Source organism: Halomonas sp. NYA30 (assembly GCF_976980765.1).
In genome coordinates this window covers 2071298-2085025 of sequence record NZ_OZ334477.1, presented here as the reverse complement: position 1 = coordinate 2085025, position 13728 = coordinate 2071298, and the positions used below count along the sequence as shown (strand labels likewise).

General features: G+C 50.5%; 12 protein-coding genes and 1 pseudogene. 5 read left to right on the top strand and 8 right to left on the bottom strand.

Annotation, left to right across the window (positions count from 1 at the left end; all coding sequences use genetic code 11):
- Positions 1-72: 72 nt before the first annotated feature.
- The 5 genes from ACWI0H_RS09495 to ACWI0H_RS09475 all read right to left on the bottom strand — a co-directional run bounded on the left by ACWI0H_RS09495 (position 73) and on the right by ACWI0H_RS09475 (position 5147).
- Positions 73-1074 carry a GGDEF domain-containing protein gene (locus ACWI0H_RS09495; protein WP_336275256.1) on the bottom strand — a complete coding sequence of 334 codons (1002 nt, stop codon included), beginning with the start codon at positions 1072-1074 and terminating at the stop codon, positions 73-75.
- Between the two features lie 66 nt (positions 1075-1140).
- Positions 1141-1641, bottom strand: coding sequence for a hypothetical protein (locus ACWI0H_RS09490; protein WP_485875987.1), 501 nt, complete (start codon positions 1639-1641; stop codon positions 1141-1143).
- Between the two features lie 177 nt (positions 1642-1818).
- Positions 1819-3120 carry an IS1380 family transposase gene (locus tag ACWI0H_RS09485; RefSeq protein ID WP_035565795.1) on the bottom strand — a complete coding sequence of 434 codons (1302 nt, stop codon included), beginning with the start codon at positions 3118-3120 and terminating at the stop codon, positions 1819-1821.
- Positions 3121-3595: 475 nt separating this feature from the next.
- Positions 3596-4543: a pirin family protein gene (locus tag ACWI0H_RS09480; protein ID WP_035563681.1), complete on the bottom strand. Its 948-nt coding sequence runs from the start codon at positions 4541-4543 to the stop codon at positions 3596-3598.
- A 427-nt stretch (positions 4544-4970) separates the two neighbouring features.
- The gene (locus ACWI0H_RS09475; protein WP_158414213.1) at positions 4971-5147 is read right to left on the bottom strand and encodes a hypothetical protein; all 177 of its coding nucleotides are present in this window, start codon (positions 5145-5147) and stop codon (positions 4971-4973) included.
- A gap of 251 nt (positions 5148-5398) precedes the next feature.
- Between ACWI0H_RS09475 and ACWI0H_RS09470 the strand changes: the two genes are divergently transcribed.
- The 4 genes and pseudogenes from ACWI0H_RS09470 (at position 5399) to ACWI0H_RS09455 (ending at position 9134) form a co-directional block, all read left to right on the top strand.
- A protein-coding gene (locus ACWI0H_RS09470; protein WP_485875816.1) for an IS3 family transposase occupies positions 5399-6552 on the top strand; the annotation gives its coding sequence in 2 pieces (ribosomal slippage) (positions 5399-5636 and positions 5636-6552; 1155 coding nt in all).
- Between the two features lie 130 nt (positions 6553-6682).
- Positions 6683-7536, top strand: a pseudogene (locus tag ACWI0H_RS09465) (IS3 family transposase).
- Between the two features lie 733 nt (positions 7537-8269).
- Entirely contained in the window at positions 8270-8551 is a 282-nt protein-coding gene (locus ACWI0H_RS09460; protein ID WP_022523388.1) for a PepSY domain-containing protein, read from the top strand.
- Positions 8552-8564: 13 nt separating this feature from the next.
- Positions 8565-9134: a cytochrome b/b6 domain-containing protein gene (locus tag ACWI0H_RS09455; RefSeq protein WP_336275258.1), complete on the top strand. Its 570-nt coding sequence runs from the start codon at positions 8565-8567 to the stop codon at positions 9132-9134.
- 107 nt (positions 9135-9241) lie between these two features.
- On the opposite strand, the gene ACWI0H_RS09450 is transcribed toward ACWI0H_RS09455, so the two are convergent.
- The 3 genes from ACWI0H_RS09450 to ACWI0H_RS09440 form a co-directional block, all read right to left on the bottom strand.
- Positions 9242-9931, bottom strand: a complete 690-nt coding sequence (locus ACWI0H_RS09450; protein ID WP_022523387.1) for a VIT1/CCC1 transporter family protein — start codon at positions 9929-9931, stop codon at positions 9242-9244.
- Between the two features lie 187 nt (positions 9932-10118).
- Positions 10119-11531, bottom strand: a complete 1413-nt coding sequence (locus ACWI0H_RS09445; protein ID WP_022523386.1) for an ATP-binding protein — start codon at positions 11529-11531, stop codon at positions 10119-10121.
- On the bottom strand, positions 11528-12190 hold the full coding sequence (locus tag ACWI0H_RS09440) for a response regulator (protein ID WP_022523385.1): 663 nt from the start codon (positions 12188-12190) through the stop codon (positions 11528-11530). Before ACWI0H_RS09440 ends, ACWI0H_RS09445 begins: the two co-directional genes overlap by 4 nt.
- Before the next feature lie 293 nt (positions 12191-12483).
- Here ACWI0H_RS09440 and ACWI0H_RS09435 point away from each other — a divergent pair, with 293 nt between their 5' ends.
- Positions 12484-13677: a glycosyltransferase family 9 protein gene (locus tag ACWI0H_RS09435; RefSeq protein ID WP_022523384.1), complete on the top strand. Its 1194-nt coding sequence runs from the start codon at positions 12484-12486 to the stop codon at positions 13675-13677.
- The last annotated feature ends 51 nt before the right edge of the window (positions 13678-13728 follow it).

The following is a 13728-nucleotide window of genomic DNA, read 5'->3' as shown; positions in this document are numbered from 1 at the left end:
AAGCGTATATTGTCGGTTTGTAGCAAGCGCTAAGAGCGGAAGCTAAATGTAATAGCCACTAAACGCCAGCCATCAAGGTATAAGCGTAAGGGAAGCGCTTTCAATTCGGTTACGACCATTTCGCTTAGCGCTCAATAACAAATGATCAGCGCGATTGATCACCTCATCAATCGTTTGGTCATTGCGCTCAAGCGTGGCGATGCCAATGCTGGCAGACAGATTAGCTCTCTGTAGTGTGCTGCTCAGCCGCTCGGCAATTGCGCGGGCTCCCTGCAGATCGGTTTCGGGCAATACGATGATGAACTCATCACCACCATAGCGTCCGACCAAATCACAGTTGCGGACCGTCGCACGTATTGCGCGAGCCACTGTTTGCAACGCCTGATCTCCTGCGGCGTGGCCCTTTTCATCGTTGATCGACTTAAAGTGATCGATATCCAGCATTAACAGGCCAAGTGATAAACCATAACGACAAACTCGCTTGAATTCAGTCGTCGCCAACTCAAGGAGATGGCGACGGTTAAACGCTTCAGTGAGCCAATCATGAGTCGCTAAGTAACTTAATTGGCGATTAATGGTCGTCAGTTCATCGGTGCGCTCCAACACCCGACGTTCTATTTCTAGTTCGGAATAATGGGCCACCTTCGAACCGCTACAGGTACTTGAGTTATGGACGATGCAGAGCAAATGCGTAATTACGCCTGGTTGGCCACTAATCGGTTTGAGTAGGAGCTGGCAATCGCCCTGATGACACTCCTCATCAATGTACTTTCCCGGCATTTCGTAACGTACCGACACCCCGTCTGCTACACAGTGAGCACAATTTGCAGTCAACTCATTGCATAGCGATGCAGGAAACATATGGGATAGATCTTTACCCAGGTATATTTTTTGGTCGCTTAACGTAGCTTGCTGAAAGGGATTAACTGCCTCAACGACGAAATCACCCGGCCCTTCGCAACGGACCATCATCATTGGAGCAGGAAAAAAATCCCATAGAAACTGCATCATGGAGTCGGCATCATCACCAAAATGACCCAGAAAGCCAGGATTTTTCCACATTGGCATACTCATAAACATGCCCTCCTACCATGAGTGTAGTGACAAGTAAAAAGCTATATCTCTTTTATGAAGAACAGCTTAGGAAGCACAACCTAGCGCGTAAAGAGCGATTTTCCATTGCTCACGACACTCTTTTACGACGCGGTACTCACTGTATTTTTGCGTTACGAAGGTAGATAACAGGTGCTGCAATTCAGGAGTGGCGTTGGTTTCCGATAGTCTGCTAAAAAGTGTATACGTCGCTTCAGCAGCTTCTTCAGCATCGAGCAGAACCTGCCTGCCCATATGTTCATCCACCACAAAAAAATGTCTGCTATTTTTAGTTAAAAAGGATGCTTTTCTTTGCTGGCTAATAGTTGAAGGTAGAACTAACTCCATCTGCTTAGCCACTTCCTGTAAACTAAAAAGTCTATGTTCGCACTCCATGCCAATGGCACTCATCAAACGGCTAACGGGAAGGTCAAAGGGCAAAAAGCAAAGGGTCAGGCCACGATAGCGATACAGCTCGCGTGTTTCTTGCGAGTAAGCTAAGGCCAGTTGATCCTGAGGTAAGGAGTGAAGTGCTGTTGCGCTAACCATCGGTAAAGACCTCTAACCTGGATTTCTCATAGTACCTCAGCCAGTACCGCACTCAGGCTGTAACACCGCTAAACACCTACTGGCTCGACTTACATCGGCTACTTTTTAACCACTTTCCGGCGTTCAGACACACTTCCCCCTTTCCCCCATTGCTTCGGGCCGGGGGCGCCCGAGCAGTCAGTTAGGAACCAACCGCCTGACGAGATCGGATAGCGCCGTTTTATAGGGGTAGCTGTCACTCATGAGTACTCGGATTCGACGCGTATTGCGGATGATGACCGCGCCTACTTTGATGAGCTTGAGCCTCAGGTTGCTCGGACTCATGCGCGCGAAGGGCGTGTGCTTCAGATAAGTCCGTAACCGCTCGAACAGCGTATAAGCGAAGCCCGACAAGATCAGCCGCCACTGATTGGCCCACCAGTGCGTGCTGGAGGTCCGGTCAGCAAACAGGCTCAGTTGTTGATCCTTGATCCGGTTCTCCATGTCACCCCGGGCACAGTACTGCTCGTAGTAAAGCTTGAAGCCATCATCGTAACGGGAACTGATGATAAACCGGGGATTAGAGCCTAACTCGCCTTCTTCTAGGCGGGCCACCACCCAGCGTGAGTATTTCCAGGAGTGGGCTTGATACTGGAAGCGGAACGTCCCCGCTACTTTCCCTCCCACCTGCCATTGGGTCTTGCGCACCAGCATCATGGGCACGTCCACTTCCTTGAGCAGCCGGCTGTTCTTGGCGATTCCCACGATGTAGTCGACGTGATGCCGATCACACCAGTTCAGCATCCGGGGACGACAAAAGTGGCTATCACCTCGTAACACGATGCGCGTATCGGGCCAGTATTGACGGATAAAGCGTACCAGTAAGGCGAGGATCGCCCAGCTATGGCGGCTGTCGCTGCGGTCACTGGTGCGCAGATAGCTCACCAGTAAGTGGCGCCCACAGAAGACATACAGTGGGAAGTAGCAGTGGTGATCGTAATAACGGTTAAAGAACTTGCCGGGTTGCTCGCCATGCACGGGGATGTCGGTGCCATCAAAGTCCAGCACGATCTCCTTTGGTGGTTCGTCATGCTGTTCAATGAAGTGATGCCACAGCAACTCATGGGCCTTCACTATTGCTTGCCGATCGGCGTTCTGCTCCACCCGGCACAGCGTCGACTTGCCTGCCAGCGTATCCTCTTCACCGAGCGCTGTCTGAAGGGCCTGATCATAGCGCAGGGCCTCATGGTCGTTGAAATCTTCATAGCCAGCGGCGACACCGAACACCCGCTGACGAACCAAAGTGTCGAGCTTATGACGAACCTGTTCCGGTGCGCGGGGATCATGAAGCACGGCGGCCAAGCGGCGTGTCAGGCGATGCTGTTTATCGACTTCACGAAGCAGGAGTAATCCGGCGTCCGACGTAATGTGGCCCCCGGAGAAGTCGGCTTCAATTTGGCGGCGTGAGAGTGGCGAGAAGGTCAGCTTTTCAGGTACCATTTTGGAAGCGGCTGTTGGTGCTTGATGGATTGGTTAGGTTCTTGAAATCATAGCACTTTCAGCCGCTTTCTTTTATACCCTGTGAGAAATCCGGGCTAGACTAACTAGTCATTCAAAAGGAAAAGAACGTATAACGGCTAGTGCCAGCATTAGCCTTTGCAATCAGTATGAAACTGGAAAATTTAAACGTGGTGACGCAGATCAAGAATTTCTCAAGATATCTTGCATTCCTGATAACAATACTTGATCAGATAAGCTTGCAGTTTAATGCTGTGCTATGGTTGCATTCAGACTCTCCTAAGTAGGAGGTTCTCTGCCATCGGCTAGCAATTTCCTCTTAAAGAAGCCGTCGTGAGTTATGTATTCCTTGTGACTTAAACAGCGGCCGCGGTTTAGCCTAATGGCCAGCTAATCATTATTATTTCACTTGTAGAAGTAATCTAACTACCTCAGGCAGTTAGATTTTTGTAAAACGTCATTTACCGAGCTGACCAGGAAAAGGGATATACTCAGCATCATCTCCTGGAGGAAGGCGAAAGCGACCATTTTCAAAATCCGCTTCAACCCAAGCCTGCTTGGCGGCCTCCAGCTTTTCCTGCGAAGAAGCGACGAAGTTCCAAGATATATAGCGGGGGCCATTTAGCGTTTCACCGCCCAGTAGCATCAACCTAGTGCCTGTTTCGCCCGCCACCACCGTTATCGGATCGCCTGGTCGGAATACCATCATGCGGCCAGCGTCGAATGTTTCCCCTGCAATAATGACACTACCGGACATGACATAAATACCACGATCCTCATGGTCATCCGGCAATGGGATCTTTGCTCCTGGCTGCAGCACGGCATCCGCATAGAACATTTCAGAGAAGGTTTGTACCGGTGCCCGCTCTCCCCAAGCCGTGCCTAGAATCAAGCGCACTTCTTTGCCTTCACCTTTCAGCATTGGCAGCGCCTCCTCGCTGTGGTGCTCAAAGCTTGCAGGCTTATCTTCATAAGCTTCGGGAAGCGCCACCCAGGTCTGTATCCCCAACATAGAATGTTTGTTCTGACGAGTGAGAGAACTGGTGCGCTCCGAATGGGTGACCCCATTACCCGCCACCATCCAATTAACAGCACCAGGACGGATTATTTGATTAGTGCCTAGACTGTCGCGGTGCTGGAACTCCCCCTGGTACAGATAAGTAACCGTGGCAAGCCCAATGTGAGGATGTGGGCGAACATCAATACCCTCGTCTTTAAGAAACTCAGCAGGCCCCATCTGATCGAAAAAAATGAACGGACCCACCATCTGACGTTTTGGAGCGGGAAGCGCACGGCGAACCTCGAAACCACCCAGGTCTCGTGCTCGGGGAATAATCAGTGTCTCTATGTCGTTCAGACTACCTGCGGAAGGACATTTAGGCTCTATATCAGGCATCCAGCTCATAGGGTTGGCTCCAGACGTGAGAGGCAGGAAAATGTGGCACGCACCTTACAATAATAGAGCCTGCCACTCTGAATGGTGTGCAAACTATCCCTTGGCAAAAGGGTATAGCGGCACAGGGGTATGACTTTCTTACCCGAGGAGCGAGCGACTTCCATCGCTTTTGAATGAAAAGTTACATGTCAAAAAAGAAACGTTATCAAGATTATAGGCGATTATTTAAGAGGGAAGTTCAATAACTGGCTTTTCACCAAATATTTTATTACCTACAGCTTGTCATTAACGGCACACCATAAGTATGAATTTTTGCCTCATTAACGGCTGACTTTAATGAAACCTTCTTAAATAAAACCTTATAAATTACCGGGCAGACCGAAGGATGCTATGCCTACCCGGTAATACTTGCTACATCAGCTAGAGATAGCTTCGTCTAAGGACTTCTGGTTCCCTCACGGAATGTAATATCAGCCCGTGGGCCGCTGTCTAGCTGCGTAGTCACCGGTTCATATTTAACAATCATGTTTTTCTGACCCGATCCCTTCTCAGCGAGTGCTACACCTGAGATAAGCATTAATGTAATTATTAATGCCACATTTAACATTTTCATAATTTTACTCCTTTTGCTTAACTAGTGTTGTTCCATTCCCACAGCTGAAAAAGGTACGTACGAAAACGCCTCTACAGATGATGAGAACCCATGTTGCTTCCGCGCCAACGCTTGTTAATACTTCTTATTACAAGAAAAGCCTGTCGCTTAGACCAACAGCCAGTATATTTTCAATTCGGCGTCGAACTGTGAATCGCCCCAGGTTTCGTAGACACCTCCAGGCCTTATACTAAAGGTATCTAGGAGGAACCATGAGCCATCCCCGCTACACTGAAGAATTCAAAATCGAAGCCGTCAAACAGGTGGTAGAGCGCGGCCATCGCGTGGCCGAGGTCGCTGAGCGGCTAGGCGTGTCAGGTCACAGCCTATACAACTGGATTAAGCGCTACGATAAGCCGGTAGAACAACGGCAAGAGGATGATGATCTCCAAGCTGAAAACCGTCGTTTGAAGGCCGAGCTCAAACGCGTATCAGAAGAGCGAGACATATTAAAAAAGGCCACCGCGTACTTCGCCAGGGAGTCCGACTGAGGTACGCGTTTATTCAAAATCATGCGAGCCAATATTCGGTACGTCGCTTGTGTCAGGTGATGGCAGTGCACCCCAGCGGTTACTACGCATGGTGTAAAAAAGCGCTCTCTAATCGAGCACGGGAAGATGAGCGCCTGCTGGGATTGATCAAGCACTCTTGGCTTGAAAGCGGCGGTGTATATGGCTATCGCAAAGTCTACCAGGACTTGCGTGAAGCTGGCGAAGCTTGCGGGAAGCACCGTGTGGCGCGTCTTATGAATAGGGAAGGTTTACGCTCTCAGACGGGCTATCGACGACGCCCTGGCGGCTATGGTGGTGGAAAACCGGCTGTTGTATCCCCTAACCATTTAGACCGTCAGTTTGAAGTAACAGCGCCAAATATTGCTTGGGTGACGGACATCACGTACATCCGCACTTACGAAGGCTGGCTTTACTTATCAGTAGTTATCGACCTGTTTTCCCGTCAAGTGGTTGGCTGGTCGATGAAGTCTCGCATGACTACGGAGTTGGTATTGGATGCTTTGTTATCAGCCGTCTGGCGACGCAAGCCACAAGTAACGGTGATGGTGCATTCGGATCAAGGAAGCCAGTTTAGCAGTGGAGACTGGCAAAGCTTTCTGAAAGCAAATCACTTGGTAGGCAGCATGAGCCGACGTGGTAACTGTCATGACAACGCCGTTGCTGAAAGCTTCTTTCAACTTCTCAAGCGAGAGCGAATCAAGCGACAGATTTATTCAACACGCGAAGCGGCTAGACGTGACGTTTTCAATTACATTGAAATGTTTTACAACCCAAAGCGCCGACACAGCACAAGTGATAACTTGTCACCGGTTGAGTATGAAAGGCGTTACTTTAAGAGCCTAACGGGTGTCTAGAATATCCGGGGCGATTCAACAACCCAAAGCGCCGACACAGCACAAGTGATAACTTGTCACCGGTTGAGTATGAAAGGCGTTACTTTAAGAGCCTAACGGGTGTCTAGAATATCCGGGGCGATTCAAACAGATCATTGGTTTTCTAGGCGAAGCAGAAGCAGGACTGCCCATCAAGGAGCTATGCCGTCGGCACGGTTTCTCAGCAGCTAATTACTATCTATGGCGCAGCAAGTTTGGCGGCATGAGCGTATCCGATACCAAACGACTCAAAGAACTCGAAGCCGAAAATGGACGCTTGAAAAAGCTGCTCGAGGAGTCGCTACTGGAGATGGAGGTCACTCTGAACGGGTCAATCATAAGCGCGTCGAACGCCTCTACGCGGCGGCTCGATTGCAGATAAAACGCCGCAAGCGCAAGAAGGTTCCTGCGTCTGAGCGAAAGCCCCTTGGCCGTCCTTGTGCCGCCAACCAGGTCTGGTCAATGGATTTTGTGTTTGACCGTACGGCCGACGGGCGAGTGTTAAAGAACCTCACCATTGTCGACGATGCTACCCATGAAGCCGTGGCTATCGTGCCTGAACGTGCCATCGGGGGACTGTTGTTAACACGGATTCTAGATCAACTGGCTTTACAACGTGGCCTACCTAGCGCCATTCGTACGGATAATGGAAAGGAATTTTGTGGGCGTGCCATGCTGTTATGGGCTCATCTACATGGCATTGCCCTGTTTTTAATTGAACCTGGAAAACCCAATCAAAACGCCTACATCTAATCGTTCAATGGGCGTTTTCGAGATGAATGTCTGAATGAGCATTGGTTCACCAGTCTTCATCACGCCAAGGTTGTCATCGAAGCATGGCGGCGGGAGTACAACGAGGAAAGACCGAAGAAGAGTCTTGGCGGACTGACACCTTCAGCCTATGCCGAGCAACTGATGTTAAAACACGATAAAGTTACTTCTGACTCTAAACTCGGCTGCTACTGAAAATGGGGTGACGTCGAGACATCGGTATCCTGCCGATGATAACGCTGGAATGCCAAATAATGCTGCAACTGAGTCGACGCAATTTTCTAAAGCTCGCAACATCATCCCCGCTACCGATAACGCACGCAGCCCACGAGGGGATTCAATACCCTCATAAGCGGGGCTGCCACTGAAAGATTTCACACGACGTCTAAGTAGATCCCACCTGAAGTGTACAGCGCCAACTACTAGTCGCTGAGATTACAAAAATTGACAAAACAACGGAGACCACTAATTTAAAAATTAGGAAGGCTTGTAGAAATGGAATTGTGGCTAGGCGATTAGCAATACAAAACAAAAACAAGATCGGCGATGTGGTCACCGTTATCGCCGTGAGCGAAAGCGAGCGAGGTAAATCACATGGCAGACGATTTGCGCGAAAGCGCCTTACAGTACCATCGACTCCCCCGCCCCGGTAAATTGGCAATCCAGGTGATAAAACCGATGGCTAGCCAGCGCGATCTGTCGTTGGCCTAATCGCCTGGGGTAACCGCAACCTGCGAAGAAATTGAAAGCGAACCCAGCTATTCACTTATCTGCCCATCAGGCGCCAGAGAAACGTTCTCAATAATCAGTTTTTTTGCTGCTTACCTTTTTTTAAGCCTGCCATAAGTTACCTCATTTAGGATGATCCTTGTGCCAATCGACAAATATGTCTTGCACAGCCACCCATCATCGAAAAGAGGTATTACTTATGCGAACTCACATCACTAAGATTATAACATCGGCGTTGTTACTGACGGCTAGCACGGCTGCGCTGGCCGAGACTCATTGTACTGATGCCCCCAGTGACGAATGGATCAGCCAAGCTGATATGGAAGAACGTATCAGCGAGATGGGTTACAAAATCAAAGAATTTAAGGTCACCGAGGGAAACTGCTACGAGATATACGGCTGGGACGAGCAGGAGCGCCGGGTAGAGATCTATTTCAACCCAGTAGATGCCAGCATCGTGAAGCAGGAAGTCGAAGACTGATCAGGAGGTTACCATGGCCGATAATACCCGTATCCGTGTTTGGGACCCGTTGGTCAGGTTGGTACATTGGGCTTTGGTTGCTGGCGTAGCCGTCAACTTATGGCTAACCGAAGAAGGGGGCGATATACACCAATGGGTCGGTTATGCCTTGGTGGCATTAATCGTCGTACGCATCCTTTGGGGATTTATCGGTCCCTGGAGTGCACGCTGGCGGAGCTTTTGGCCTACCGTGAGCCGACTTCAATGTGTGCTGCGCGGTCGCGACAGCAAGATAGAGCAAACCGGCATTACCCATACACCGCTGGGCGCTATCATGATGCTGGTGCTGCTTGGGCTAATCCTCGGTCTGGGACTTACTGGCTACATGATGGAAGAAACGGATCGTTTCTGGGGGGTTGGCTGGGTTGAAGAAACCCACGAATTCATGGCCAACGCGATTCTTTTTCTAGTACCACTGCATGTATTGGGTGCTGTGGTAGAAAGCCTCAAGCAAGGCGATAATTTGATCGCTAGCATGTTGCATGGCTATCGCCGCCGCCCTACCTCTACCCCCAACACTAAGGCTCATGATGTTCAGTCTTAATTAAGATGTTGTTAAGACAATGCAATGATAATGGCCACTCCTTAATTTTGCACGAGTGGCCTTTTCAGACCTGTTTGACACAGAGCAATGGCTGCACTATCCCTTATTTATGCCACGACACCGAACAAGCGGCCTATGCCGAAGGTCAAGGTCATCGCCAATGCGCCCCAGAACATTACGCGCACCGAGGCTTTGAGTATCGGCGCGCCACCCACACGGGCAGCCGCCGCCCCTAGAAAGGCTAAAAACAGTATCGAGAAGAGCGCCACCAGAAGAATAAGCAATGGCGGCGGCGCCCACCAGGCGATTAGCAACGGCCACATGGCGCCAGCCGTGAAGGTCACAGCCGATGAAAAGGCCGCCTGGAGTGGGCGCGCTTGGCTTGTCTCGGTGATGCCAATCTCATCTCTGGCGTGAGCGCCTAGCGCATCGCTTGCCATCAGCTGTTCAGCGACTTGCGTGGCTAGCGCCGGTGTTAACCCACGCGCTTCATAAATCGCTGCCAGCTCTTCCAGTTCAGCATCAAAATGTTCTATCAACGCTTGGCGCTCAAGCGCAAGATCCGCATGTTCGGTGTCAGACTGTGAGCTAACGGAGACGTATTCACCGGCGGCCATCGACATAGCCCCGGCCACTAGCCCCGCAATACCGGCCAACATAATGTCGCTATGCGCGGTGCTCGCTGCTGCCACGCCGAGTATCAGGCTGCTAGTCGAGACAAGGCCATCATTCGCGCCCATGACGGCTGCGCGCAGCCAACCTGAACGGTTAGATCGATGGTGCTCTGTATGTTGCATGGCCTCACCTCGTGATTGATTTCCCCTTTCTTTTCAGAGGGAGAGTGGCAGATAGCTGTGTGGCAACAGCCTTCAGGGCATATTTTTAGCCAGCGCTTGTAGCAACAGTGCGATTCTCTGGTGCATATAACGGTTGAAATGCATTTAGATTCAATCACTTGTTCCAAAGAAAAGCACTGTAAGCTAATCAGCGATCCTGATGTTGGTTTTGCTCCCACACCACACTGACCGCCAGGCCATTGGGCGTACGATTACTAAGCGTAAGGCGTGCGTTCTGGCGCTGAGCCAACTCCGAGACAATCGATAAACCCAACCCGCTGCCGGTGGTACCCTGGCCAGACGCGCGCCGAAAGCGCTCAGTGACTTTATCCAACAGTGCCTCGGGGAGGCCGGGGCCAGTGTCACTCACCGTGAGTTGAGGCAACCCCTCCCAAAGCGCTAACTCTACCTCCACTTGACCGCCTTCCGGCGTATAGCGCAAGGCATTATCCAGTAGGTTACGAAAGAGCATTCCCACCTCGACTTCGTCGGCGCGAACCTCCAACCGGGTTAAGCCTGTTAGCCTCAAGTGCTGATCTCGCTCATCAGCGAGTGGCCACAGCTCGGCTATCAATTCAGCAATAATCGGATAGAGGTCAATAGTGGCCGGTGAGGTTGTGGCAACTTGATCCAAACGAGCCAAAATGAGCAGCTGTTCTACCACCCGTTGAAGCCGCTCAACCCCGACATAAGCCTTTTGTAATGATTGCTCTCCCCCTGCCTGCGCATTATCTAAGTGGATTCTCAGCGCTGCCAAGGGCGTGCGTAATTCATGGGCCGCATCTGCAGTGAAGCGCCGCTCGCGCTCTAACGTGGCTTTCAACCGGGCGATAAAGTCGTTTAGTGATTGGCGTAATCCATTAAGCTCTTGAGGAACCGGATTATTGATTTGACGCAGGTCGTGGGCGGAGCGACCTTGTACCTGGCTGGAAAGTGCTTGGATGGGTGCAACACCCCGCCGGATAACTCTACTCATCAGCCAAAGAAGGAGTGGCAGCAACAAGAGCATCGGCAATAAATTGTTCCAGGTGATGCGCTCCACCACTTCATCATGAAACGAACCCCGTAGTCCCATGCTGATCCAGGTATCGCTGGCAACATCGAACATGCTGAAAACCCGCCAGCGGTGACCATCGTAGCTTTCCCAGCGAAAACCCTCCTCTAAAGGCGCGGGGAAAGGCCCTGCATCATTCCATTTGCCCCCTAACAGCCTGGGTGAGCCATCGGCATTCCAAAAACCCAGTACTAATTTAAGCTCTTCCTCGTGGTAAAGCTTGGGACCTGATTCAGAGCTGCTCACGGGCACGGCGATACCGTCACGATATAGCTGGGTTGGATGCGCGGGAAGGCCCATGCGCGCAGCAAGGCGAGCATAGTCGTCGATGGTAGCGTTTGGATCGAGTTGGCCAGCCACAATCCGGCTATGCAGACTGAGTTGTGTATCGAGAATTTCTTCTAGCTCGTGATCCGTAATTAAGTAAGCCGCGGTAACCGCAACGCCCCCAGCGACCACCATGGTAATGGCTAGCGTGCGAAGCAGATAACGCCGTATCGATCTCATTGCGCCTGGCTATCCAGTCGGTAGCCAATCCCCCGCACGTTAATAATTAGATGTTTTTCAAGCTTTTTTCGCAGATGATGAATGTGAACTTCCACCGTGTTGGACTCTACCTCTTCGCCCCAGCCGTAAAGCAAATTTTCTAAACGAGGGCGAGATAGCACCCTGTCAGGGTGCCTAGCTAGCTCTAGCAATAAGGCATACTCGCGTCGGCCCAACTTTACGTCTTTGCCCCGCCAACTCACCGCATGGAGAGCCTCATCAATACTCAGTGCACCCAGCGTCAATATTTGCGAGGCCCGCCCCTCAGCGCGCCGCATTACGACACGCAAACGGGCGAGGAGCTCCTGCAAATTGAAAGGCTTGAGCACATAATCATCCGCCCCCGCATCTAAACCCCCAATACGGTCTTCCATCGCATCACGGGCCGTCAAAATAAGAATAGGCAGAGTAGATTGCTGTCGGAGTAAATGCAGTACTTGCATACCGTCCATATCGGGCAGCCCAAGATCCAAAATAATCACACTAAAGGTCTCGCTGCCGATAGCGCTGATTGCCTCGCGGCCAAGCATAAACCAATCAACCGCGTAGCCCTCGCGCTCCAGCGCCGTCTTGATGCCATCCCCAAGCAAGGGATCATCTTCTATTAGTAGTGCACGCATGCTGATTCCCTCAATCGACAAGCCGCTATCTTGGCTACCAAAACTTAAGCTTTTCTTAAATAGGGTAACTTACTTCTCAAAAAGCAACCTCATCTGAATGCAACCAGTAAGCCAACCACCCTATCTTTTCGAACTTCTTACGCAGTTTAACTCTTCTTTAAGTTATTTAGGCTCATGCTGCCTCTTTCGCCATGGGCAAAGCCCAAGCAGTGCCTTCAGTGACAGTTATTTTGATTATGCCCTGTCGCAACCGTGGGCAGGCTATTTTTTATTAATTGAGAGAGCGCCATAACATGCAATTACTAACACTTATTAGAACAAACTATTATTTAAAAATAATGGCCCGTTTTTTAGAAAAAAGAATGAAGCAATATTTACTGGGAGGCATACGGTATATCCTCAAAGCACCTACACCAGAAACCATTGACAGCCTTGTGGGCGTAGAAAAAATTCTCATTATTCGCCCCAATTTTCGTCTAGGCAACGCGCTAATTAGTACCCCTGTCATCGATGCTTTTCGTGAACGTTTTCCTTCCGCGCGCATAGACTATTTAGCGACTGATAAAACATGGCCACTGTTGCAACAACGACCTGTTGATTATTTCTTTTTACTGTCGAGAAGCGCCATTCTTCGACCTTGGCAGTGTGTGACATTATTACGACGTCTACGAGCACAACGCTATGACCTGGCGGTACAAGTGAGTGGAGGATCAACGAGCGGTTTTATAGTGACCCGGTTAATAGGGGCACGGTACACCATGGGTTCAGGTAAAGGTCACCAGCGCTGGTACAGCATTGAGGCGGAAGGTACGTCATCACATGCCTACGATGCCATCGTTAACTTAACACGTCCGCTCGGTGTTGCTTGCCGTAACCGGCCATTGCTCCAGATAACAGAGCAGGAACGCTATCAGGCAATAACGAAAATACAACAGCTAGCCAGCCTTCATAGCGAACAACCACCAGATACAAATTTTATTGCGATCTTCGTAGGCGGGCATCAAAACAAGCGTTGGCCGTTGGAATTTTGGTTAATGCTTATCGATGCCATGGAAGCCCGTAAAATACGCTATATTGTATTTCTTGGACCGGAGGAGTTTAGGCTTCTAGCACCTATTGAGAAGCGTTTGAAGTCATCACTTTATGGCAGCTTATGCTCACCGCTTCCTATCCGCCACTTTGCCGCGGTTTTGGAACGTGCGCGGTTACTCGTGACGCCAGACTCTGGGCCTATGCACTTAGCGGCAGCACTCGATGTCGCCACCATTTCCCTGGTACGCCAAAAAAAATCACTCGCTTTCGTACCACGAGAAGCCTATGACACTATTCTGTGGCACCCAGAAATCAGCACGGTAATAGAAGCCATACGCACTAATCTTAACGGACAAAACGCAACGGATCCCGTTCAATCGGCCTCGGCAACAAATCAACCAACACAGTGGGTAACACCACCACCCAGCGCTGCCCCTTTGCATTCTAGCCACTGAATTAAAGCGCATAACTGTTCGTTAAGTTTTGCACTTTATAGTGACCCTACT

Excerpts from the sequence above, each read along its gene's own strand:
- ACWI0H_RS09485 (WP_035565795.1), bottom strand. The coding sequence starts at position 3,120 with ATGGTACCTGAAAAGCTGACCTTCTCGCCACTCTCACGCCGCCAAATT.
- ACWI0H_RS09490 (WP_485875987.1), bottom strand. The coding sequence starts at position 1,641 with ATGGTTAGCGCAACAGCACTTCACTCCTTACCTCAGGATCAACTGGCC.
- ACWI0H_RS09440 (WP_022523385.1), bottom strand. The coding sequence starts at position 12,190 with ATGCGTGCACTACTAATAGAAGATGATCCCTTGCTTGGGGATGGCATC.
- ACWI0H_RS09450 (WP_022523387.1), bottom strand. The coding sequence starts at position 9,931 with ATGCAACATACAGAGCACCATCGATCTAACCGTTCAGGTTGGCTGCGC.
- ACWI0H_RS09445 (WP_022523386.1), bottom strand. The coding sequence starts at position 11,531 with ATGAGATCGATACGGCGTTATCTGCTTCGCACGCTAGCCATTACCATG.
- ACWI0H_RS09435 (WP_022523384.1), top strand. The coding sequence starts at position 12,484 with ATGCAATTACTAACACTTATTAGAACAAACTATTATTTAAAAATAATG.
- ACWI0H_RS09460 (WP_022523388.1), top strand. The coding sequence starts at position 8,270 with ATGCGAACTCACATCACTAAGATTATAACATCGGCGTTGTTACTGACG.
- ACWI0H_RS09475 (WP_158414213.1), bottom strand. The coding sequence starts at position 5,147 with ATGAAAATGTTAAATGTGGCATTAATAATTACATTAATGCTTATCTCA.
- ACWI0H_RS09480 (WP_035563681.1), bottom strand. The coding sequence starts at position 4,543 with ATGAGCTGGATGCCTGATATAGAGCCTAAATGTCCTTCCGCAGGTAGT.
- ACWI0H_RS09495 (WP_336275256.1), bottom strand. The coding sequence starts at position 1,074 with ATGAGTATGCCAATGTGGAAAAATCCTGGCTTTCTGGGTCATTTTGGT.
- ACWI0H_RS09455 (WP_336275258.1), top strand. The coding sequence starts at position 8,565 with ATGGCCGATAATACCCGTATCCGTGTTTGGGACCCGTTGGTCAGGTTG.